The following is a 22358-nucleotide window of genomic DNA, read 5'->3' on the forward strand; positions in this document are numbered from 1 at the left end:
GAAATAAAGAGCTGATTTACAATATCTTAACGTTGGATTTATGTGGGATTAACATTGTTATATTATGATTAATCCGTAATAAACAGTAACGAACTTTAAAAATCCCACACTAAATGGAGGCACTTTTTATGAATTACACATTCAAGAAGAATTGTTACAAGTCTATTCAAGCTGTGATGTTAGGAGTTAGCTTACTAGGATTAGCTGCTTGTGGAGCTACTAAAGAGGAGGCTGCTCCAGTTGTTAAGGATCCAAGTTCGTTAACCCTGAAAGAAATTGAAACAAAAGCAAAAGTAGAGGGTGAAATTAATAGTGTCGGTATGCCAGATTCATGGGCTAACTGGGGAGAAACGTGGAATAATGTAACGAAAAAATATACTTTGAAGCACAGTGATACAGATTTATCTAGTGCAGAAGAAATTGCGAAAATGGAATCAGAAAAAGATAATGCAACAGCTGATATCGGGGATGTAGGGATTTCTTTTGGACCAATTGCTGAACAAAAAGGATTAACCCTTCCATATAAAACTTCTCATTGGGATGAAATACCAAAATGGGCGAAAGATGATAATGGAGATTGGGTTGTTGGATACCAAGGAACAATCGCATTTCTTACTAATAAAAATTTGGTGAAAAATCCACCTAAATCTTGGAATGATATTTTAAAAGGAAATTACAAAGTAACAATTGGAGATGTTCAACGCGGAGCACAGAATCAGATGGGTGTTCTTGCAGCGGCAATGGCTTTCGGCGGTGATGAAACGAATATTAAACCAGGACTTGACTTCTTCGCTAAGCTTGCTAAACAAGGCCGTCTGAGTCTAACAGACGCTAAACCAGCTAACATTGAAAAAGGCGAAGTAGAAGTTGCAATTGTTTGGGATTTCAATGCACTTAATTATGCTAGCCAAATCAACCGCGACCAATTTGATGTATGTATTCCAAAAGAAGGTTCGGTCGTAAGTGGTTATACAACGCTTATTAACAAATATGCAAAACATCCTTATGCAGCGATGGCAACAAGAGAATATATCTTAAGTGATCAAGGTCAAATTAACTTAGCAAAAGGATTTGCTCGTCCAATTCGTGATGTAAAACTTCCGCAAGAAGTAGCAGACAAGTTACTTCCAACAGAAGAATACAAAAAAGTAACACCAGTAAAAGATCAAAAAGCTTGGGAAAAAACTGCAAGTACTTTACCACAATTATGGCAAGAAGAGGTGTTAGTAAATGTTAAATAAAGTGATAACGGTTGTTGTAGATGGAATGCGATACGATAAAGCATGTGAGGCACTAGGATTTATTCAACATTTAGTTGAAACAAATCAGGCGGCACTTTATAAAATGAAATCGGAGCTTCCAAGTCTTTCTCGTCCATTATATGAAGTGTTACTAACGGGTACACCGGCATCAACGAATGGAATTACGTCAAATCAAACCGTCCGTCTATCTACAGAGAAAAGTCTTTTCCATCTTACAAAAGAAAACGGCTTAAGAAATGCAACAGCATCTTATTACTGGGTAAGCGAACTTTATAATCGTGCACCATTCCAATTTATTGAAGATCGTGAGCAAGATGACGAGTCAAAAGCGATTCAATATGGAAAATTCTATTGGGATGATGACTATCCAGATAGTCATGTCCTAATGGATGCAGAAGCTTTGCGTAGAAAGTACGATCCACACTTTTTATATATTCATCCGCTAGGGGTAGATGTAAAAGGCGAAATTTATGGTTCGGAATCGAAAGAATATCGTGAACAAATTTTAAAAATGGGAAGCTTATTAGCTCAGCTTCTGCCAATTTGGATCTCAGAAGGTTACCATATTTTAATTACTTCTGACCATGGAATGAGCGAATACGGCAACCATGGCGGCATAACTGATGGTGAGCGTGATGTTCCACTTTTTATCATTAGCCCAAAAGTTAAGCCAGGTGTTTACAGTGAGGTAATTCCTCAATTAGCTTTTGCACCACTTGTTTGTGAGCTTTTAAATATCAAACCGTCAGATAAAATGATTTCATATCGATTACCAGGACTAAAAGAAGAAGTTACCCTTTAAATGAATGTTCAATGCAACAATAAAATGAACACTGGAATTGGTTTAACAGCCTTATTGTTAATCCAATTCCAAAATTGTTAAACATAGAGGAGGGAGAAGTGTTGCGAAAAATGAATAAACAAAAAATTTACTTATTAGCTCTCTTATTGCCATTTATTTTATTTGTAATTGGTTTTGAAATTGGGCCAATAGTGGCAATGATTAAAAATAGCTTTTATACAGATGATGGAATTCACGTAACGATTAATCAATATTTAACAGTATTTAAAAGTAAATTTTATATGCAAGGAATTAAAAACAGCCTTCTTATTTCATTATTTTCAGCTGTAACCTCTGTGATTATAGCGGTAATTGTAGCTTATTCGTTTACTAAGTTTTCTCAAAAAATACAAAATCGATTACTAATGCTTACTAATGTGACTTCGAATTTCGAGGGGATTCCCCTTTCATTTTCATATATTATTTTACTTGGAAACAATGGATTATTTACATTACTTTTTCACAAGATCGGTTTAAAAGTGTTTGCAGATTTTAATTTATATTCATGGACAGGCCTCATTCTTGTTTATATTTATTTCCAAATTCCGCTTGCTGTTATGCTAATTTATCCGTCTTATCAAGGAATAAAACAACAATGGAAAGAAGCTTCTTCACTTTTAGGAGGATCAAAAGTTTCATTTTGGCTTCGAATTGGAATACCCGTACTTTTACCTAGTATTATAGGTACATTTAGTATTATGTTTGCAAATTCGATGGGTGCTTACGCTACAGCCTATGCATTGGTCGGCAGCAACTATAACTTATTGTCATTGCAAATAGCCTCTTTAGTTGCAAGTGACGTTACATTAAAACCACAGCTGGGTAGTGCGTTAGGAGTTCTTCTAGCAACGACTATGATTGGGGCAATGTGGTTCAACGAACGAATGATGCGTCGCATTAGGAGGGATTTACGATGAAATCTTCAAAAATCTTGTATAAAGTGATTGTTGGATTACTAGTTTTGTATTTATTAATTCCACTTGTCGGAACATTTTTATTCTCGATTGCTGGTAAATGGGATCATACCATTTTACCTGAGAGTTATACAATCCATTGGTATAGTGATTTATTTCAAGATACACGGTTTTATGATGCTATCGAAAGAACACTGTTTTTAATTGTTGTAACTGTAGGTCTTAGTGTCCTTATTATGCTTCCAACTATCTTTATCGTCACTGTCTATTTCAGTAAATGGGAAGGTTTGCTTCAATCAATAGCGATGCTTCCTTATGGAATTCCTCCAATTGTTGGAGCGGTTGGATTAATAAAGCTATATTCAAATGGACCATTTCAAATTTCCGGGACACCGTGGATACTAATTGGTGCTTATTTCATAACCATTCTACCATTTATGTATCAAGGTATTCGTAACAGCCTTCGAACACTTAATGCTATCCAACTTGTAGATGCAGCTGAATTACTAGGTGCTTCAAAATTTCAGGCATTTCGTACAGTGGTACTTCCAAATATTATGTCTGGTATTTTAGTATCTACTTTATTATCAGTTGCTTTATTATTTGGTGAATTTGCTTTTGCTAATTTGCTTGTCGGAGGTCGATTTGAAACGATTCAAATTTATCTTGCTGACAAACTAAACAGCAGTGGTCACTTAACTAGTGCAATTGTAATCACATATTATTTATTGATTTTATTTTTAACTGCGACCGTATTAAAACTATCGCTTAAGAAAGAAAAAAACTCAGTTGTATCAAATAAGAAGCGAATTCTTACGTTTTTAAAAAGACAATATCATCATCATAAAACTACTAATTTAGAAGGTGAAAATTAATGAGCTATGTAACCATCGATCAAGTGACTAAGGGATATGATAATCAAGTCGTTTTAAATAACATTTCTTTAACATTGAACAAAGGAGAATTTGTTACACTTCTTGGGCAAAGCGGATGCGGAAAAAGTACGTTATTGCGTTCAATCGCCGGACTTGAAGACGTAGATGTAGGAAGAATTTTAATTGATGGAACAGATATTACTAATTTATCACCGCGTCAGCGTGAAGTCGGTATGGTGTTTCAATCTTATGCACTTTTTCCGAATATGAACGTTTTTGATAACATCGCATACGGACTTAAAATGAAGAAGGCAAAAAATATTGATTCAAGAGTAAAAAAGATGATTGATATGGTCGATTTAAATGGAAAAGAAAAGTCTTATCCTCATCAGTTATCTGGAGGACAACAACAGAGGGTTGCTCTTGCTCGTGCCCTGGTTATGGAGCCAAAAGTACTTTTATTAGATGAGCCGTTAAGTGCATTGGATGCTAAAATCAGAAAAAATTTACAAAAAGAATTGAAGAGAATACAGAAGGAATTAGATATTACAACTATTTTTGTAACACATGATCAAGAAGAAGCAATGACGATGTCTGATCGAATCTTTGTCATGAATAAAGGAAACGTTGTTCAATCCGGTTCTCCATCAGAAATCTATACCACTCCAATCAATACATTTGTTGCAAAATTTATCGGAAATTATAATGTTTGTAACATGGAGGTTTTCCATAAACTTGTTCGTAGTACGGAATTAAAAGGAAATGAAGTCGCTATTCGTCCTGAAGTTATACAATTAGTTTCTTCTGGAGAGGATAGCTTGGATTTACTAGCGAACTGGGGAATTAAAGGAATCGTTAAAGATGTAACCATGACAGGGAATGTTTTAAGATATGAAGTTGAAACAGAGTCGTCAGCCTTCCATGTAGACTATCTTCACCACCGAGGGAAAATGTTTGAGCAAGGAGCACGCGTTCATATTCTTGTACCGAAGAAAGAATGCATTATTTTATAAATTATTAATGATCGCGGGGGAAGAAATATGTCTGTTTTGCCAGAAGAAAGAAAGAATGAAATTTTAAAAGAACTGAACAAAATGGGAAAAGTAAAAGTTATGGAATTAGTTGATCAATTTAATGTTTCAGAGGAAACGATTCGACGCGATTTGATGATATTAGAGGAAAAAGGACTTTTAAAGAGGGTTTACGGTGGGGCGATTAAAACAGTCTTTGAATTTGAGGAACCTCCATTCACACAACGTACAACGGTGAATCAAGATGAGAAAGTTAAGGTTGGGAAAAAAGCTGTAGAACTCATTTCTAACGGAGATGTAATTGTCATTGATGTAGGGACAACCATGCTTGAATTTGCGAAGTGTATTGAAAATAAAAATGACATTACGATTTTAACCAATTCTCTTCCTGTGTCGTCTGTGTTGACCGAATCTCTCAATCAAAATAAGTTTACAGGACAAATTCTATTACTAGGTGGTCAAATTGATCCAAAGCAGCAATCTATAGGCGGCGGTCTCACTGAACAAATGTTAAATCAATTTAATATTGATAAAGCTTTTATTTCAGCTGGTGGTGTTTCTATTCAAAGTGGGGTTAGTAATTATCATTTACATGAAACATTAGTTTCACGCAAGATGGTCGAGGTATCAAAGCAAGTTGTATTGCTAACGGATTACTCTAAAATTGGTGTCGATACATTTTGTAAAGTTTGTCCTCTAGAAAAAGTCGATGTGATTGTCTGCGAGCAACCCTTTCCAGAGGAATGGAGAAATCATTCAAATTTAGAGGAAATCAATTGGATTCAAGCATAGTCAATCCATAAAAGGACATATCGTAACGGATGAGGAGTTCTCTCTCTTTTTTGATTAGATTTTTATTGATAGCAGGTAAAAAGCTAGAAAGAAAATTTAATAGATAGAATGAGAAAAGGAGCTGTATAGCATGAGTTTCATTGCGATAGATTTAGACGGAACATTATTAAACGACCAGAATGAAATTAGTGAAGAAAATATTAAGGCGATTCAATATGCTCAAGATAGAGGCTTTGAAGTAGTTATTTCAACAGGACGGGCTTATTTTGATGTTCAAACAATTTGTGAAAAAGCCGGGATTTCCCCATTTGTAATCGGGACAAATGGCGCAACCATTCATTCAAAAAGCGGAAAGTGCATTTCCTCTATTACGATATCTAAAGATCGTGTCGAATCTATTCTCCAATGGTTAGATGAACGGAATTATTATTACGAAGTGTTTACTGATAAAGCCATTTATACTCTTAAAAAGGGCAGAGAACATTTCCATAATGAGATTAAAAGTTTGAAAAGCGCAGATTTGAATACAGATATGAAAGAATTAGTTGAAGTAGCGGAAAGGCAATTTGACCAGTTTGGATATGTTTTAGTTGAAAACTATCATGATATCTTAAAACAAGAGGAAGAATTCTATAACATTTTAGCATGTTCTTTTGATAAAAAGAAATTAGAGGAAGCATGGAACCAATTCAAAAAGTTTGATGAGTTGATGGTTGTTTCATCTGCTGATCATAACATTGAAATTACTAGTAAAAGAGCTTCAAAAGGGATGTCCCTTGAAAAATTGGTTTTCTTGATGAATGGCTCCTTAGATCAGGCTATGGCAATCGGGGACAGCAACAATGATTTATCCATGTTCCAGAAAGTTGGATACAGTGTAGCGATGGGAAATGCGAAAGATGCCATAAAAGCTGTTTGTACAACGACAACCCTTAAAAATGATGAGAATGGGGTAGCTTATGCGATTTATCAATATATGGAGAACTTCGTGGTTAAATAATAAGTGTCAATGCCGAAGGAGAGAGTGATAAAATGGCATGGATCTATATCATAATAGCAGGACTTTTGGAAATTGTCTGGGTGATCGGTCTTAAATATTCACACGGATTCACTAAAATTATACCTAGTATAGTAACGGTAGTTATTATAATCTTTAGTTTCTTTTTACTTTCAAAAGCTTTACATTCCATTCCCTTAGGAGCTGGTTACGCCATTTTTACTGGATTGGGAACGGTGGGAACAGTAGTAACTGGGATGCTTTTTTGGGGAGAGACTATTAATCAACTGAAAGTATTTTTTGTAGCTTTAATGATATTGGGGATAATTGGAATAAAAATTAGTCCAGCACAACCTAAACATTAAAGGAAATGAAATGATTTATACAAGGTTTGGGGATGATTCAATGGCTTGGTTTTTTCTTCTTATTGCCGGATTTGCCGAGATTGGTAGTATTATAAGCCTGAAACGTGCAGATGGGTTTAAAAAATTGCTCCCCTCTGTAGCGTGTCTTTTTTTTGGGAGTTTAAGCTTTTATTTTCTTTCTTTGTCATTAACTTCTCTTCCAGTGGGGACTGCCTATGCAATATGGACCGGTATCGGCTCTATTGGAAGTGTTATAGCAGGAATGATCTTCTTTAATGAACCTAGAAGTTTAAGAACAATCCTATTGATTATGTGTATTATTACAGGGGCTGCAGGTATTAAAATGACTTCTGGACATTAAGATCAGGGTTTTAAGTTCAACAAATTTTCCTAAAAGCATTTCATAATTCTTGATATTCGTTTTGGTCGTATTCTTGAAAAGCTTGTTATCCAACAAGTCTTGGTACGCAAATTTTAACAACACAAAAAACCACTCCCTAATTTTTATTATAGGAAGTGGTTTTTGCTATATCATCAAATCCTTGATAAAAATGCTGTACAGATTGGGCAATTTGCTGCCCGCATTGATAGAGTAATTTCTTTGTATCGGTCAGCTCAAACTTTCTGGTGGTTCGGATTAGTAATTTTGTATTTAACTCTTCTTCTAAGCTTTTAACCATTTTACTGATATTAGGTTGAGATAAATGGAGATGTTCTGCCGCTTTAGAAAAGCTTCCATGTTTCACGACCTCAGTAAAATACTGAATTTGTTTCAGTTCCATGTACTCCATCCTTATCCATAACAAATGTTTTATAATCTATAAATATTATATATTATCCAGATTGTCGAAAAAACAAGATTCGTTTGAAAAGAAACTTAGATTGAAGCAGTAGAGTAAGAAACTGATTTCGAAGGGGTCCCTTGCAGACTACATAAGTATCACTTTTCTATAAGCTCCTCAACTTCCCCCTTAGTCGGAAGAGCAGAGATTGCTCCTTTTCCTGTTGTGGTGAGAGCACCACTTGCATTGGCAAATCGCAATATTTCTATATGATTGCCCCGTAGCACTTCCTCGAGGTTAGCCGGGTTTGCTTTCAATTCTAGCAATTGATACAAAAATCCGCCCATGAACGCGTCACCCGCTCCAGTTGTGTCCACAGGTTTAACAGAGTATCCTCTCGATTCGATCTTTTCATCCTTTAAAAACAAATCCGCACCAGCAGCTCCCTTTGTGTAGACAACTGCCTTCACGTTTCCAACGAACAACGATCGTATCGCATCCGACTCCTCTTTTATTCCCGTAATAAAATTTAGCTCTTCATCGGAAACCTTTACGATATCAGCTGTCGGTAAAAATTCGAGAATCGCCTTACGACAGTCCTCTGGATTTTCCCAAAGCGGAAGCCGCACATTTGGGTCAAAACTGACTAAGCCATCCGCATCTGAAACAGCCGCGATTGCTTTTTTATGCGCCTGTTTCATCGGGCTTTCCACAAGATCAACGGAGCAAAAGTGGAGAATATCCCCCGCATGGAACCATACTGGCTCGATCTCCTCCGCGCTTAACAGCAAATCAGCGGAAGGGTTACGGTAAAACGAAAAATCGCGTTCCCCGTTTTCTTTTAACGAGACAAATGCCAAGGCCGTATTTGCCTCCCCGGTCCGGTATACTTTATCCATCTCAACACCAGCCTCGACAAGCTTCTCGACTAAAAAGTCGCCAAACGCATCGTTCCCTAGTTTAGAAATCATCGATGCTTTCTGCCCATATTTGGCAACGGCCGCAGCCACATTTGCCGGCGCCCCCCCAGGAGCTCTCTCAAAAGAAAAAACATCCTTTAAGGCCACCTCTTTTTGCAGAGGAATAAAATCAATTAACACTTCACCAATAGAAAAAAGCTTTCCCATTTTGTCACCTCTAGTAAGTCTAAAAAGTTTATATGATATCCCATTTAACAGCCTTTACTTTCGTTTGGCCACCACGAGCAAACACACGGATTCCATTACTATTTTCACCAGGAAAAATCCTTGCGGTAAATACTTCTTCCCCATTATTTACAAACACTTCAACAGAGGAGACATCAACAAAGATTCGGAACGAAATCTTTTCAGCGTCCAACATACATTTCCGAACGGTCCCAAACTGCTCAGCAAAGGACTCTCCCGAATGCGTCCGATCAAACACAACCCTTTTCGCAACCGCATCATATTTAATCACGGTTTTCTCAATTTCTCCGACCCGAAGTTCCAAACCGTACTCCTCAGCCGTACTATCAGAGAATTCCGCAAGAAGTTCATAGACGTTTCCCTCGAAGTTATCCAAACTAACATTTTCATTTTCAACCGTTTGACTTGTTTCCACCTTTTCCCCGCGAAGCAATACTAGCTCAGACACTGGCTGCTGAACCATCTTTCCGTCTTTAACCGATAGCTCCCGAGGGAGTGTTAAACAGTGTGCCCACCCATTTTTATCAGTAGGATAGTCAATCTCCGGTAATCCCATCCAGCCGACTAAAATACGTCTCCCCTGGTGATCCACCGTCGATTGTGGTGCGTAAAAATCAAACCCGCGATCCAACTCATGAAATGCACCATGATTTAATTCAATATTCTCCAAATCAATTAGACTTCCAATTACATACCCTGATTGATAAATATTTTGATAGTGGTCACCTTCCGCTTTTAACCCTTGTGGGGAGAAAAGGAACACACCTTGCTTGTCCAGCTCAAAATAATCCGGACATTCCCACATATAACCGAAATCTTGACCTAACTTGGTCTTCACTTCACCCGCAAACTGCCAATCTTTTAGATCACTAGAGCGATATAAAACGACACTTCCTGTCTCATTTTTTCTTTGAGCACCAATTAACACGTAGAAGTGATCCCCCTGTTGCCAAACCTTAGGATCGCGAAAATGATCGGTATAGCCACTTGGAATATCAGCAATCACCGGTGCATCCATTTTCACAATGCTTCCATCCGGACTCATTACTGCCAAACATTGATACGGGTGTCGATTCCAATATTCATCGCGCGTGTTGCCAGTGTACATTAAATATAATTTCCCATCATGCTCTATTCCACTTCCGGAATACGCCCCATGACTATCAAATTCATTCGACGGCTCAATGCCCATTCCAACATTTTCCCAATGAACAAGGTCTTTAGACTTCGTATGATACCAATGCTTCAATCCATGAACCGGCCCAAGCGGAAACCATTGATAGAATAAATGATATTCCCCATTAAAATAACTAAAGCCATTCGGGTCATTTAACAATCCTGTCAGCGGCTGAATATGAAAAGTCTGCCGCCATGGACATTGTTTCACTAGTTTGGCTAACCCTTGAATTTCCTCTTCGTTCACGTCGTCCATGCTTCTGTATCGTTGTTCGGTTGTCCATTCCATGCTGATTCACTCCTAATACAGAAAGGAGAATCACTGGATTCCCCTTTTCATTCTTTTATTATGCTGCTTGATTAGATGATTGTTTAACTGCTTTTTTTTCGTCTCTTTTCGCTAAAACAATCGTGACGATAAATGCGACGGCAAACGCGATGACCATACCGATAACATAAGAAATAATTGTATCTGGGCGAATAGAGATGATTCCTGGTATACCAGCTGCCCCTAACGCAGTCGCTTTAACCTTGAACACTGTAACAAAGCCAGATCCGACGGCAGAACCAATAATTGCACCGATAAATGGATAGCGTAATTTCAAGTTCACCCCAAACATCGCTGGTTCCGTAATCCCTAATAAGGCAGAGATTCCAGCTGCTGAAGCGGTTCCTTTAATCTTGGCATTTTTCGTTGTCTTTAGCACAGCAAGTGTCGCTGCTCCTTGGGCAATGTTTGACATCGCCGCAATGACAAAGATAAACGATCCACCCGTTTTCGCAACATCAGCAAGTAATTGCGTTTCTACTGCAATAAAGCTATGGTGCATACCTGTAATAACAATTGGTGCATAAAGTAAACCGAAGATGATTCCGCCAATGACACCTGTTGTGTCATATAACCAGACAATACCATCTGTTAATAGATTACCAGCCGAGCGAGTCAGCGGTCCTACCAATGTGAACGTTAAAACTCCGGTAATAAAGATAGACAATAACGGTGTTAATAGATTGTCTAAAGCAGAGGGAACAACCTTCCGTAAAGACGTTTCGATTTTTGCTAGAATAAAAGACGCGGCAAGAACAGGAAGTACGGTTCCCTGATAGCCTACCTTTTCAATTTCTAAGCCAAAAAGATTCCAAACCGGGACTTCGTTTTTCAATAACGCGGCACCGTAACCATACCCATTTAATAAGTCCGGATGAACCATTAGCATTCCAAGTGTGGCTCCAAGGAAAGGATTCCCTCCGAACCTTTTCGTTGCTGAAAAACCAATTAAAATTGGTAAAAAGACAAAGGCTGCATTGGCAAATGTATTAATAAGTGCTGCTAAATCCGCCATTTCTGGATTGGCATCCACTAAAGATTTTCCTTCAATAAACAAGTCTGGAGCCGTTAGGACATTGTTAATTCCCATTAGTAAACCACCAGCGACAATTGCTGGGATAATCGGAACGAAAATGTCTGACAGCATTTTGACGAATTGCTGAATTGGATTCAGTTTCTTCGTCGCCACGTTTTTCACATCACTTGTAGACATTTCCGTTTGACCAGACATCTCCGCCAAGTGTTTATAGACCTCGTTCACCGTTCCAGATCCTAAGATAATTTGAAACTGACCTCCCGTTGAGAAGGTCCCTTTCACGACATCCATATTATCCAATTCTGCCTGATTAACGATTGATTCATCATGTAAAACTAGCCGTAAGCGTGTGGCGCAATGTGCTGCAGCTGATAGGTTTTCCTGACCGCCAATGGCATTAAGAACTTCCCGTGCAATTTTTTTATGATCCATCTTAATCCCTCTCTTTTCATTTGATTTGTTTTAGGAACCGGTTCCATTTTTGAATAAAAATAAAATCCCTTGTCGCGGAACCGGTTCCAAAGCATGCTAAAAAAATAAAATATTAAAAGAGAAACCGAATTCGATTGTTACCAAGTGAAAAGGTTCTCTTGATTGGAACCGGTTTCGTTGTTTTTATTATAGTGGACGATTAAAGAAATTGTCAACGCTTTCTCGTTCAATAATTTCAAATTTTGAAATGGTTACTTTTTCGACAGGCCTTTCGTTAACTAACTCTACAATATGTTTTGCAGCCGTTTCCCCCGCTTCTTTATAAAAAAACTTCGCCGTCGTTAAGCCCGGATGCATGATTTCCGTCACATCATATCCGCCAAAACCCGTTAACGCTATATCTTTTGGAATCGTTAGCCCCTCTGAATACGCTGCCTTCATCACCCCAAGGGCAATATTATCGGTCGCACACACAATGATAGAAGGCTGAAATTCATGGATGATTTCCATGGCACTAGCCTGTGCAGCTGGAATCTTGAATAATGTCTCATAGAAGCGAACCTCACAATCCTCTACTTCTTGAATTGCCTTTTTAAAGCCCTGCTTTCGCTTTACCCCAACTGAAATATCCCGTTCCGTTACGCCTAGATAAGCAATTTTCCGATATCCTTTTTCAAGAACATACCGCCCCATTTCATAACCAGCGCAAAAATCATCATGAATCAGACTATAAAAATCCTCATGCTCTTGTCCTATTAGCAGAACAGGAACTTTAACGGTTTCAAATGCCTCGATATGCTGATCCGTGATCTCGGTAGCAAGCAAAATAATCCCCGCCATCTTTTGATTGGCAAAGCTATAAATACTTTCAATCTCTCGCTCTAGATTTTGACTTGTATTAGAGATCAGCATCTGATAATTCATCTGCTTTAATTGCTCATCAATCCCAATTAACGTTTGTGAAGAAGCGAAGGAATCAAGCCGCGGGACAATCGTGCCAATAATATTCGTTTTCTTCGCTTTCAAACTCTGCGCAAATGGATTCGGAGTATACCCGGTTTCCTTGATCGCTTGTTCAATTTTCTTCTTCGTCGCTTCCCCAACAGAGCCGCCATTTAAAAACCGAGAAACCGTACTCTTCGCCACACCCGCAAGCTTGGCAATATCTAAAATTGTACTCATTATCCTCAACCTCATTACATTTCAAATTCATATACCATTATAGTATCATGAAAAGTCATCCACCTAGTATTGCCTTCTTTTGTTCCTTACATAATTTAATTTTCATAGTAGTTAAGGGTTATTTTTTCAAAAAATGAATTGGCCCCATTTAATCTAGTAAACTAAAAAATGCCTGTCACTGCCTGGTATACCGAAACTTCGATCCATTACCAGGAGTACAGGCATTTTATTTAACTATTTAATCATGCATAGGAATGGATGTTTGTCCAAATACCTACACTCTTTATTTCTTTATACTCAGGCTTCCACATAGCCTCTTCAATAGCAGTCTCAACATCTTGGATATCCGCTCTTGCAATTCCTTCGTATATCGCCGCATTGACTACTTCAATAGCTACGTATTTTGAGACTTCATGAAGTTTTTCAATGGATGGCAGCAGGGATGCTCCAGGTGTGCTGATGTCAGACATTCTTGCAACCGCATAAGCAGCAGCTGCGAACATTCCTTTTGAGATCACTTCAGCTTTTGCAACAATGGCTCCAAGGCCAAGACCCGGGAATACAAATGCGTTATTTGACTGCCCAATTTCATAGGAAACACCTTGGTATTCTACATTGGCAAACGGGCTGCCGGTTGCAATTAAAGCCTTGCCATCTGTCCAATTCATCAGGTTTTCCGGCACTGCTTCAGCCAGTGCCGTTGGGTTGGACATAGGCAAGATAATGGGACGCTCAACGTGCTTGGCCATTTCTTTCACAATTTCCTCATTGAAGGCGCCGGCTTGTCCGGAAGTACCAATCAGGATGGTTGGCTTCACCCTCTGAACTACTTCCAATAATGAAATGATCCCGTCCTCATTCCTATCCCAGTCTCTGACTTCATCCGTTTTCCTTACATAAGGCTTCTGGAAATTCAGAACGTCTGGTGTTTCATCCGTTAGTAACCCCCGATAGTCGATAGCCCAGAAACGGTCATAAGCTTCTTCTCGGGTCAGTCCTTCAAGAACCATTGTCTCTGAGATTTGGTCAGCTATACCGATGCCGGCAGCCCCTGGTCCGAAGACAACAATACGCTGGTCCTTCAGGGATTCCCCTGTTACTTTCATTCCAGACATAACAGCAGCAAGGGTAACTGCACCTGTTCCTTGGATGTCATCGTTGAAGGTAAGGATTTTGTCACTGTATTTGTCCATGATGTTACGAGCGTTCACGTTGCCAAGGTCCTCCCAGTGAAGAAGAACTTCTGGAAAGAACTTTCTTGCCGCCTGAACGAATAAATCAATGAATTGATCATAACGCTCACCACGGACACGGGCGAATTTGTTGCCAATATAGATAGGATCGGCAACCAAAGCCTGATTGTTCGTACCAACATCTAGCACGACTGGCAGAACTCGGCTTGGATCAATACCAGCTGCCGCTGTGTATACGGCTAGTTTACCTATCGCAATATTAATACCGCCTACCCCTTGGTCTCCAATACCCAGAATACTTTCAGAGTCGGTAACGACGATTAGATCAATGCCATTTTTGGGCTGTCCAAGATTGTGAAATGCCTTTTCAATGCCCTCAGGATCATCAATGGAAAGATATAAGCCACCCGGGCGGCGGTAGCTATGAGAGTATGACTGGATCGCATCACCGACAGTGGGAGTGTAGATAATGGGAAGCATTTCGGCTAGGTGTTCTTTCAATAATCGGTAAAACAGTACAACATTGCGGTTATATAAATCATATAGCAGACCGTGTTTAAATAGGTTCGTCGTCCGCATCGAATATTGTTCATAAACCCTATTTACTTGTTCATCAAGGGTGAGCACTTGGGGCGGTAACAGACCGTCAAGTCCAAGATCTTCCCTTTCCTCTTTCGTAAAAGCCGTTCCTTTATTCAAAAAAGGATTTGTGAGAACTTCTTTTCCTTTTAATGTTGTAATAATAACATTTTCAGGTACATTCATGGTGTTTCCTTCTTTCTTTCTTAAATGCTATTCAGACAATATTGGTACATAGATTTCTTACCAATCCATGTTAATAACATGTTCCTTATCAAACTAGTTTTTTTAATTTAATGACCCTATTTTGTAACTAAACAAAGCAGACAGTAAAAACCGGCTGACTGCTTTGTTCTATCTTCTACCTTTTTTATGTTTATAAAACTTACGTTACTTTTATCAGGCTGCCCTTGCAATCGATTGTTCCGCTTTTTTCTTTTTAGTCCTTTTAAATACATAGCTAACTATAATCGGACAGACTATTGCAGATATAACACAAGCAGCTGCAACTTGGGCAGTAGCTGAAGATGCTACTGCAGCTAAGGTTGGATCCGCTGCGGCCACAACAGCTGGTGTAGCTACCGCATTTCCTGCAGTTGACCCTGTTGCTAAACCAACGATAGGGTTTTCTTTAAATAACTTCAATAGGAAGTAAGCTCCAATTCCAGTGAAGGCAGCGATTAATCCTAGTAATATCCCAGGCCCCCCAGCTTTAACAATAGTTGAAAGATTCATGCCGGCACCTAATGGGAATGAGAAGAATGGGATTAATAATAATTTACTGCTTCCAAGGAACTTTCTCATATCAGGATCAATATTTCCTAAAATCATTCCAATTACGATTGGAATTAATACTCCTAGAAGTGTTTGAAAAGGAATGGTGGCAAGGCCGGATGCACCTAATGCCACTAATGTGAAAAATGGACCATCTTTTAAAGAAAATAACGCATATGCACCTACATCTGTTTCGTCACCATACGATGAAGCAAGAGATGCATATAATCCGCCATTAGCATTTAACAACGCTGCAAGGATGGCTAATGGTGTTAATCCTAGTATTCCGGCAGGCCCAAAAATCGCTGCTACAGCTAAACCAATACCAGCACCTACGATAAATTTTCCTGTTAATAAAATTGCACCTTTTTTTAATGCCTTTGGTGCTAATTTGAAATTAATTTGGGAACCAATTAAAAACATAAAACATGCCAAAATGGTTGATGATGCTTCTTTACTGAATAATGCTGTTGTAAAACTACCAATTTGTAATACCTGCGGAAAAAATGTATTCGTTAATACCCCTAAAAAAAGTGGAACAACCATCAGACCACCTGGAATTTTATCAAGCGTTTTCTTAATTGGAATTTGCATTTTAAATCCTCCTTTGTCTTACTACATGTCTATCATAATCCCGTATAAACCGCTTTCATAGATTATGAAAGTTTAATTATTCTTTTTGTAAATAAAAAAAGTAAGCAGTTTCAAAAACTGCTTACAAAAAGTTTTTTATTAAGTGCTCTTTAAATTTGTTATATTCATGCTGGTATACTGGCCTTCCGACCGTTCCGTAGATCACCTTGACTTCAAGGATTCCTAAGTCCTTTAGGAAATTAAGATATTTTCTTGCCGAAACCCTTGATATTCCTACAACATTTGCTACTTCATCAGTAGAAAAAGGACCGTCCTTCAATCCATGAATCGCATCCCATACCTGCTTTAAAGTATCCTTCGTTAACCCCTTAGGCAGTTCTTCTGCTACTACAGCTTCTTCTCTGTGCAAAAGTAAGTGATCAAGCTCCTGCTGACTAACGGAATCCTGTTTATCAATGAACCGAGTTTGCTCAAGGTAGGTAGCAAGTGCAGCGTTAAAGCGTTCAAACTCGAAAGGCTTAATTAAATAGTCGACAACACCATACCTTAATGCCTTCTTAATTCGTTCAAGATCTGAGGCCGCTGAAATGATGATGACATCAATTTCAAGGTCATTCTTCCGAAGGTATGCCAATAGCTCTAGTCCCTGCTTTCCCGGCATAAAAATATCCAGAAGAATGAGCTGAATATCATTCTTTCCTAAAAATCGGATGGCTTCAGCTACTGAATTGACTGTTGCGGCCAAACGGAACCCATCAATTTTAGCAAGATATTGTTTATTGATTTCTGCTACCATCGGGTCATCTTCGACGATCATTACACTAATCATTCGATTCATCCTCTGCTTTATAAGGTATATACACGGCAAAATTTGTTCCCTTTCCAGGTTTGGAAGAAATAATCAGGTCCCCTTCCAGTCTTTCAATCGCCTGTGACAAAAGATATAACCCGAACCCGCGGTTTTCTCCTTTCGTAGAGAAACCTTTATCCAATATTTTGTTTTGGAGTGAATTCGTCATTCCCATCCCTGTGTCTTTAACCTCGATTGTTAAAATATCTTCTGCATAATCAAGTTTAAGGTCCACTTTTTTGTTTGGACTGTCCGCAATGGCCTCCATTGCGTTATCGAAGAGATTTCCAATGATTGTGATCAGCTCATGTGTGATTTCCGAGTTTACAGGCTTGGGAAGTTTACTTATACAATCAAATGATAGAGAAGCACCTGATTCTCTGGCAAAGCTTAGTTTGCCAATTAAAAATCCAGCAAGAACAGGGTCTTGAATTTTCTTCGTTACAAAGCCCATTTCTGTTTTCCGGTGGTTAACCGTTTCACTCACATAGGTAGCAAGTGTATCATATTGTTCAGTTCGGACCAGGCCAAGGATGACATGAAGTTTGTTCATGAATTCATGTGCCTGGGCACGGAGAGCATCCGCATAATTACGCACACCTGTGAGCTGTTCGGCCAACAATTGGACCTCGGTTTTATCGCGGAATGTAGCAATTGCTCCCACCGGCTCATTTTCCACAATCACCGGAACCCTGTTTACTAAAATGGTCACCCCATTCAGGTTTTGTTCTTGGTCCAATTCGTTTTCACCCAATTTAATAATGTGATTTAAGCGAGTCTCTGGCAAATAATCTTCAATGTTCTTTCCCATAGGGTTCTCTTCAAGCCCAGCTCTCTTAAAAAGCTTACTGGCTGCCCTGTTTACAAGTGTGATTTTTCCTTCTTGGTCGATGGCTATTATTCCCTCACGCACAGACTGGAGCATAGAACTACGTTCTTCAAGCAGCTTAGCAATAGCGAAGGGCTCGAGTCCTAAAAGGATTTTTTTGATGTATCTTGCCAGGACCACTGCACCGATTACACCTATTAGGATTCCGATTAACGTCCCAATAACGATCCCCATCCGTCCTTTATGTACCGCCTTTGTAACGTTTTCTAAAGAAATTCCTACGGCAACTGCACCTATTTGTTTTCCATGTGAATTCTTTATGGGAGTAAATGCCCGCATGGATCGACCGAGAGTTCCCTTTGAAATGGAAACATACTCCTTACCTTTAAGAGCAGGCCCTTCATCTCCTCCCCTGAAGTGCTTCCCCACTTTATTGGGATCTGGGTGGGAAAGCCGAATTCCTTTCATGTCCATAACGACAACGAAGTTAACATGGGTTTTTTCTCTTATTTGATTAGTTAAAATTTGTACTTCTTTCTTGTTAGCTTTCCCTTCAAAAGCTCCGATCACTTGCGGGCTAACGGCAATCATTTTTGCCACATTTAAGGCCTTTTCTTTCTGTGTCTCTTCTACACTGGAGGTAATTCTTTTACTTATGATAAAATCAGTTATTCCAAGTGATAAAGCGACGACAATGCATACAAATATAATAATAATGGCTTGTAAACTCAGTTTGTCTTTCTTCATAATCTCCTCCAAGTAATATCATAATAATAGTATGTATAAGACTTATGCATAAAATGACAAAAGACCGCAAAGCTCATGAAAGAGCTTAAGCAGCCTTTAACATAAATCATCGAATTAGCAAAATGGCACCCATTCACTTTTGTTACACGGTTACAAAGGATTTCCTCGCTACACCTGTTTCTACAGCCGCAGTTGCAACAGCTTTTGCTACCGCAGATGCTACTCGGTCATCAAAAGGGTTCGGTATCACATAGTCTTCTGATAGTTGTTCTTCTGTGATGAGCGAAGAAATGGCGTATACTGCAGCCTTTTTCATTTCTTCATTTATGTCCGTTGCTTGAACATCTAGAGCCCCCCGAAAAATCCCTGGAAAAGCAAGCACATTGTTGACCTGGTTTGGAAAATCAGAACGTCCTGTTCCGATTACTTTTGCTCCTGCAGCTTTTGCCTCATCTGGCATAATTTCTGGAACAGGGTTTGCCATTGCAAAAATAATCGCATCCCGCCCCATTGTTAAAATCATTTCCTTTGTTACTGCACCTGCAACAGATACACCAACAAAAACATCTGCACCGACAATGACTTCCTCTAAGCTCCCCTCTGCATTGTTACGGTTCGTCTGTCTAGCAATCTTTTCTTTAATTGGATTCATTCCATATTCACGATTCTTATAAATTGCACCTTTTGTATCACAGAGAATGACATCATATACACCAAAGCGATTTAGCAACTGAGCAATTGCTACACCCGCAGCACCCGAACCATTTATTACCACTTTAATTTCTTCCATTTTCTTATCGACTAGTTTAAGGGCATTTACTAATCCGGCAACCGTTACAATGGCTGTACCATGTTGGTCATCATGAAAAATAGGGATATTTGTCTCCTTTTTCAGGCGTTCTTCAATTTCAAAGCATCTTGGTGCTGAAATATCCTCTAAATTCACCCCACCAAATGTTGGTTCAAGACGCTTTACTGTTTCGATTATTTCTTCAACATCCTGTGTATTTAAACAGATAGGGAATGCATCTACGTTAGCAAAACTCTTAAATAAAGCTGCTTTGCCTTCCATGACTGGCATCGCTGCTTCCGGCCCAATATTCCCAAGCCCTAATACCGCTGAGCCATCTGAAACGACGGCAATGGTGTTGCCTTTCATCGTGTATTCATATACTCTATTTGGATCTTCATAGATTTCCATACAAGGCTCTGCGACACCAGGTGAATATGCTAAGCTCAAATCATTTGCATTATTAATCTCTACCTTTGCTCTCACTTCTAATTTCCCTTGTTTATCCCGGTGCATCTGTAACGCTCTGTCACGCAATGTTTCCATGATTACCTCTCCCTTTTCAAGAAATATTACTTCGACCCAAAAATTGTTCCAAAGCTTATTTAAGCCTTCCATGCTTCTGTGCTCAATTTCACAATCATCCTTAGAAGAAAACAACTTAACTATTTTGAAAACGCTTTACCTTGAAAACAAATTAATATAACCCAATCTTATATATTTACAGACTGCTTTAATAGAATTATTAATTAATTAAAGCTTTTTTGTAATTAAAAAAACCATATGTTTTTTCATCAAACATACTGATGTTCCTTCTTAGGAAACAAAAATAGACCAATCACCTGTTATGATGACTGGTCTTCGTAGTTATAATATATTCAATTTTTATTAGATTCTATTCAAAATCTGCATGCCGTTGAAACATTGATTCTGATGTTTCACCTATTTCATCCATTAGATTCATTATCATTCCATCAAAAGTTAAGAAAGCTAATTGTTCGAACGCTGATCCCATTGGCTGAGCAAAGATTAAATCTTCGCGATTATTATCAGTTTTGGTCGTTCCTGGAAGTGCTACGACAGCGTCAGCTAATTTTCCAATGGATGAATCTGGTTTCATTGTTACTAGCGCAATACGAACACTGCTTTGCTTTGTTCAATGAATCTTGGAAGATCCTCTGGATTAACTTTTTCTGCATTATTTGTTAATTCATTTAAAATTTCCAACGTTTATTAAAAGTAAAAACAGGTGCTAAGCACCTGTTTTATGTTTTGTTAATCTTGATATTTATTTAATCTAAAAACTAAGGTCTTCACCGTTAGTTGCAATCACTTTCTGGTACCAATCAAATGATTTTTTCTTTGTTCTTTTTAATGTTCCTTTTCCTTCGTCATCCATATCTACATAAATAAAGCCATATCGTTTTTTCATCTCTCCAGTTCCTGCTGAAACTAAATCAATGCAGCCCCATGGTGTATAGCCCATTAAGTCAACACCGTCTAGAGTAACTGCCTTTTTCATTTCTGCAATATGATCCCGGAAGTATTGGATACGATAATCATCCTCCACATACCCATTCTCATCCGCTTTATCAATGGTTCCCATTCCGTTTTCAACAATAAAGAGAGGTTTTTGATATCGGTCATAAAGTTCAGATAAAGTGTATCTTAGCCCAATTGGGTCAATAGCCCAACCCCACTCCGTTTTTTCTACGAAAGGATTTACATCCCCCATTTGTCCGCCGGTATCGGTATTCTGAACGATTTCAGTGTGGTACACACTACTGCGGTAATAACTAAATGATAAAAAATCCGAAGGGTTCGCCTTGATTATTTCGTCATCCCCTGGTTCCTTTTTTATGGATACCCCCATCTCTTCAAAAAAGCGGTCGGCGTAAGATGGATAATACCCTCTCATCATGATATCAGAATAGATCAAAGCTCCTCTTCGATAATCCAAAGCCCCAAAGACATTTTCCGGCTTACAATCTTTCGGGTAAATACAGCTTAATGCAACCATACAGCCAATCTTTGCATCCGGAATAATCTCGTGACAAAGCTTATTGGCAAGGGCACTCGCAACAAACATATGATGCTTTGCTTGATAACGTACCTGCGCAGCAGCCTCCCTGGTTCCCATAAAGGCGTAACCATTTAATACATTAATTTCGTTAATGGTGATCCAATACTTAACTAAATCTTTATATCTTGTAAAGACCTCTTTGCACATTCTTAAAAAACAGTCAATCGTCTCACGTCCGCCCCAACCATTAAAATGTTCAGCCAAATAAGCAGGAGTTTCAAAATGATAAAGAGTGACTAAGGGTTCGATATTATATTTTTTGCACTCTTTAAAAATATCTTCGTAAAATTTTAGCCCTTCCTCATTTGGTTGTTCCCCTTCAATTCCACCATTTGGGAAAATACGGGACCAACTAAGAGATAGCCGGAAACACTTAAACCCCATTTCTCCCAAAAGGGCAATATCTTCTTTGTAATGGTGGTAAAAATCAACCGCTTTATGGCTTGGATAATAAACATTTTCATCAATATAGCCTGATGCGCCTTCTGGTATCGTATCAACTTTCGGGTCCCCTGTAGGTCGTCGGTTTACCAATGTTTTTGTTCCATTATTTAACTTAATTGTAATTTTTCTTGGACGGTCTGCAGAACCATTTGTTATGAAGTCACTTGTTGCAAGCCCTCTTCCGCCTTCATTGTACCCACCTTCATATTGGTTTGCAGCCGTAGCTCCACCCCATAAAAAATTTTCTGGGAATGTTTTTTTCATTTAATTTCATTTCCTTTCTAAGAATGAGTATG

The 22358-nt window shown here is 38.6% G+C and carries 21 protein-coding genes; 9 read left to right on the top strand and 12 right to left on the bottom strand.

The genetic code is table 11. The annotated features are described in order from the left end of the window. The first annotated feature begins 176 nt into the window (after positions 1 to 176). The 9 genes from BR30_RS0111930 (at position 177) to BR30_RS0111970 (ending at position 7438) form a co-directional block, all read left to right on the top strand. Positions 177 to 1241, top strand: coding sequence for an ABC transporter substrate-binding protein (locus BR30_RS0111930; protein WP_442852970.1), 1065 nt, complete (start codon positions 177 to 179; stop codon positions 1239 to 1241). Then, positions 1231 to 2064: an alkaline phosphatase family protein gene (locus BR30_RS0111935; protein WP_026565225.1), complete on the top strand. Its 834-nt coding sequence runs from the start codon at positions 1231 to 1233 to the stop codon at positions 2062 to 2064. The genes BR30_RS0111930 and BR30_RS0111935 overlap by 11 nt, the downstream gene beginning before the upstream one ends. Before the next feature lie 110 nt (positions 2065 to 2174). Further along, positions 2175 to 3020 (top strand): ABC transporter permease, encoded by an 846-nt coding sequence (locus BR30_RS0111940; RefSeq protein ID WP_026565226.1) that lies wholly within the window; start codon positions 2175 to 2177, stop codon positions 3018 to 3020. Further along, entirely contained in the window at positions 3017 to 3892 is an 876-nt protein-coding gene (locus BR30_RS0111945) for an ABC transporter permease (RefSeq protein ID WP_026565227.1), read from the top strand. The genes BR30_RS0111940 and BR30_RS0111945 overlap by 4 nt, the downstream gene beginning before the upstream one ends. Next, the gene (locus BR30_RS0111950; protein ID WP_026565228.1) at positions 3892 to 4905 is read left to right on the top strand and encodes an ABC transporter ATP-binding protein; all 1014 of its coding nucleotides are present in this window, start codon (positions 3892 to 3894) and stop codon (positions 4903 to 4905) included. The genes BR30_RS0111945 and BR30_RS0111950 overlap by 1 nt, the downstream gene beginning before the upstream one ends. Before the next feature lie 27 nt (positions 4906 to 4932). Beyond that, the gene (locus BR30_RS0111955) at positions 4933 to 5715 is read left to right on the top strand and encodes a DeoR/GlpR family DNA-binding transcription regulator (RefSeq protein ID WP_026565229.1); all 783 of its coding nucleotides are present in this window, start codon (positions 4933 to 4935) and stop codon (positions 5713 to 5715) included. Positions 5716 to 5845: 130 nt separating this feature from the next. After that, entirely contained in the window at positions 5846 to 6715 is an 870-nt protein-coding gene (locus tag BR30_RS0111960; RefSeq protein ID WP_026565230.1) for a Cof-type HAD-IIB family hydrolase, read from the top strand. A gap of 32 nt (positions 6716 to 6747) precedes the next feature. Continuing rightward, positions 6748 to 7077 carry a DMT family transporter gene (locus BR30_RS0111965; protein WP_026565231.1) on the top strand — a complete coding sequence of 110 codons (330 nt, stop codon included), beginning with the start codon at positions 6748 to 6750 and terminating at the stop codon, positions 7075 to 7077. A 40-nt stretch (positions 7078 to 7117) separates the two neighbouring features. Further along, positions 7118 to 7438, top strand: coding sequence for a DMT family transporter (locus BR30_RS0111970; RefSeq protein ID WP_026565232.1), 321 nt, complete (start codon positions 7118 to 7120; stop codon positions 7436 to 7438). Between the two features lie 136 nt (positions 7439 to 7574). Here the strand turns inward: BR30_RS0111970 and BR30_RS0111975 are convergent, their stop codons facing one another. From BR30_RS0111975 to BR30_RS0112030, 12 genes are all read right to left on the bottom strand, one after another. Beyond that, positions 7575 to 7859, bottom strand: a complete 285-nt coding sequence (locus BR30_RS0111975; RefSeq protein ID WP_026565233.1) for a LysR family transcriptional regulator — start codon at positions 7857 to 7859, stop codon at positions 7575 to 7577. Between the two features lie 158 nt (positions 7860 to 8017). Further along, positions 8018 to 8986, bottom strand: coding sequence for a carbohydrate kinase family protein (locus BR30_RS0111980; RefSeq protein WP_026565234.1), 969 nt, complete (start codon positions 8984 to 8986; stop codon positions 8018 to 8020). Positions 8987 to 9014: 28 nt separating this feature from the next. Continuing rightward, the gene (locus tag BR30_RS0111985; RefSeq protein ID WP_026565235.1) at positions 9015 to 10490 is read right to left on the bottom strand and encodes a sucrose-6-phosphate hydrolase; all 1476 of its coding nucleotides are present in this window, start codon (positions 10488 to 10490) and stop codon (positions 9015 to 9017) included. A 58-nt stretch (positions 10491 to 10548) separates the two neighbouring features. Beyond that, the gene (locus BR30_RS0111990) at positions 10549 to 11997 is read right to left on the bottom strand and encodes a sucrose-specific PTS transporter subunit IIBC (protein WP_026565236.1); all 1449 of its coding nucleotides are present in this window, start codon (positions 11995 to 11997) and stop codon (positions 10549 to 10551) included. Positions 11998 to 12183: 186 nt separating this feature from the next. Continuing rightward, positions 12184 to 13179, bottom strand: coding sequence for a LacI family DNA-binding transcriptional regulator (locus BR30_RS0111995; protein ID WP_026565237.1), 996 nt, complete (start codon positions 13177 to 13179; stop codon positions 12184 to 12186). A 242-nt stretch (positions 13180 to 13421) separates the two neighbouring features. Continuing rightward, complete coding sequence (locus tag BR30_RS0112000; protein ID WP_026565238.1) at positions 13422 to 15137, bottom strand: NAD-dependent malic enzyme; 1716 nt, start codon at positions 15135 to 15137, stop codon at positions 13422 to 13424. A 213-nt stretch (positions 15138 to 15350) separates the two neighbouring features. Next, positions 15351 to 16319, bottom strand: coding sequence for a 2-keto-3-deoxygluconate permease (locus BR30_RS0112005; RefSeq protein WP_026565239.1), 969 nt, complete (start codon positions 16317 to 16319; stop codon positions 15351 to 15353). A 121-nt stretch (positions 16320 to 16440) separates the two neighbouring features. Beyond that, positions 16441 to 17148 carry a response regulator gene (locus BR30_RS0112010; RefSeq protein WP_026565240.1) on the bottom strand — a complete coding sequence of 236 codons (708 nt, stop codon included), beginning with the start codon at positions 17146 to 17148 and terminating at the stop codon, positions 16441 to 16443. Beyond that, entirely contained in the window at positions 17141 to 18745 is a 1605-nt protein-coding gene (gene dcuS / locus BR30_RS0112015) for a DcuS/MalK family sensor histidine kinase (RefSeq protein WP_026565241.1), read from the bottom strand. The genes BR30_RS0112010 and dcuS overlap by 8 nt, the downstream gene beginning before the upstream one ends. 142 nt (positions 18746 to 18887) lie before the next feature. Further along, positions 18888 to 20081, bottom strand: a complete 1194-nt coding sequence (locus BR30_RS33250) for an NADP-dependent malic enzyme (protein ID WP_051633587.1) — start codon at positions 20079 to 20081, stop codon at positions 18888 to 18890. Positions 20082 to 20430: 349 nt separating this feature from the next. Continuing rightward, positions 20431 to 20655, bottom strand: coding sequence for a phosphoheptose isomerase family protein (locus BR30_RS33255; RefSeq protein WP_231507687.1), 225 nt, complete (start codon positions 20653 to 20655; stop codon positions 20431 to 20433). A gap of 177 nt (positions 20656 to 20832) precedes the next feature. Next, positions 20833 to 22326 (bottom strand): family 1 glycosylhydrolase, encoded by a 1494-nt coding sequence (locus BR30_RS0112030; protein WP_026565242.1) that lies wholly within the window; start codon positions 22324 to 22326, stop codon positions 20833 to 20835. Positions 22327 to 22358: the final 32 nt, after the last annotated feature.

The sequence above is a fragment of the Bacillus sp. UNC41MFS5 genome, from assembly GCF_000686805.1.

Bases quoted from the DNA above. Each gene is read 5' to 3' on its own strand.
- BR30_RS0111930 (WP_442852970.1), top strand. From the start codon at position 177: ATGTTAGGAGTTAGCTTACTAGGATTAGCTGCTTGTGGAGCTACTAAA.
- BR30_RS0111935 (WP_026565225.1), top strand. From the start codon at position 1,231: ATGTTAAATAAAGTGATAACGGTTGTTGTAGATGGAATGCGATACGAT.
- BR30_RS0111940 (WP_026565226.1), top strand. From the start codon at position 2,175: ATGAATAAACAAAAAATTTACTTATTAGCTCTCTTATTGCCATTTATT.
- BR30_RS0111945 (WP_026565227.1), top strand. From the start codon at position 3,017: ATGAAATCTTCAAAAATCTTGTATAAAGTGATTGTTGGATTACTAGTT.
- BR30_RS0111950 (WP_026565228.1), top strand. From the start codon at position 3,892: ATGAGCTATGTAACCATCGATCAAGTGACTAAGGGATATGATAATCAA.
- BR30_RS0111955 (WP_026565229.1), top strand. From the start codon at position 4,933: ATGTCTGTTTTGCCAGAAGAAAGAAAGAATGAAATTTTAAAAGAACTG.
- BR30_RS0111960 (WP_026565230.1), top strand. From the start codon at position 5,846: ATGAGTTTCATTGCGATAGATTTAGACGGAACATTATTAAACGACCAG.
- BR30_RS0111965 (WP_026565231.1), top strand. From the start codon at position 6,748: ATGGCATGGATCTATATCATAATAGCAGGACTTTTGGAAATTGTCTGG.
- BR30_RS0111970 (WP_026565232.1), top strand. From the start codon at position 7,118: ATGGCTTGGTTTTTTCTTCTTATTGCCGGATTTGCCGAGATTGGTAGT.
- BR30_RS0111975 (WP_026565233.1), bottom strand. From the start codon at position 7,859: ATGGAACTGAAACAAATTCAGTATTTTACTGAGGTCGTGAAACATGGA.
- BR30_RS0111980 (WP_026565234.1), bottom strand. From the start codon at position 8,986: ATGGGAAAGCTTTTTTCTATTGGTGAAGTGTTAATTGATTTTATTCCT.
- BR30_RS0111985 (WP_026565235.1), bottom strand. From the start codon at position 10,490: ATGGAATGGACAACCGAACAACGATACAGAAGCATGGACGACGTGAAC.
- BR30_RS0111990 (WP_026565236.1), bottom strand. From the start codon at position 11,997: ATGGATCATAAAAAAATTGCACGGGAAGTTCTTAATGCCATTGGCGGT.
- BR30_RS0111995 (WP_026565237.1), bottom strand. From the start codon at position 13,179: ATGAGTACAATTTTAGATATTGCCAAGCTTGCGGGTGTGGCGAAGAGT.
- BR30_RS0112000 (WP_026565238.1), bottom strand. From the start codon at position 15,137: ATGAATGTACCTGAAAATGTTATTATTACAACATTAAAAGGAAAAGAA.
- BR30_RS0112005 (WP_026565239.1), bottom strand. From the start codon at position 16,319: ATGCAAATTCCAATTAAGAAAACGCTTGATAAAATTCCAGGTGGTCTG.
- BR30_RS0112010 (WP_026565240.1), bottom strand. From the start codon at position 17,148: ATGATTAGTGTAATGATCGTCGAAGATGACCCGATGGTAGCAGAAATC.
- dcuS (WP_026565241.1), bottom strand. From the start codon at position 18,745: ATGAAGAAAGACAAACTGAGTTTACAAGCCATTATTATTATATTTGTA.
- BR30_RS33250 (WP_051633587.1), bottom strand. From the start codon at position 20,081: ATGGAAACATTGCGTGACAGAGCGTTACAGATGCACCGGGATAAACAA.
- BR30_RS33255 (WP_231507687.1), bottom strand. From the start codon at position 20,655: ATGAAACCAGATTCATCCATTGGAAAATTAGCTGACGCTGTCGTAGCA.
- BR30_RS0112030 (WP_026565242.1), bottom strand. From the start codon at position 22,326: ATGAAAAAAACATTCCCAGAAAATTTTTTATGGGGTGGAGCTACGGCT.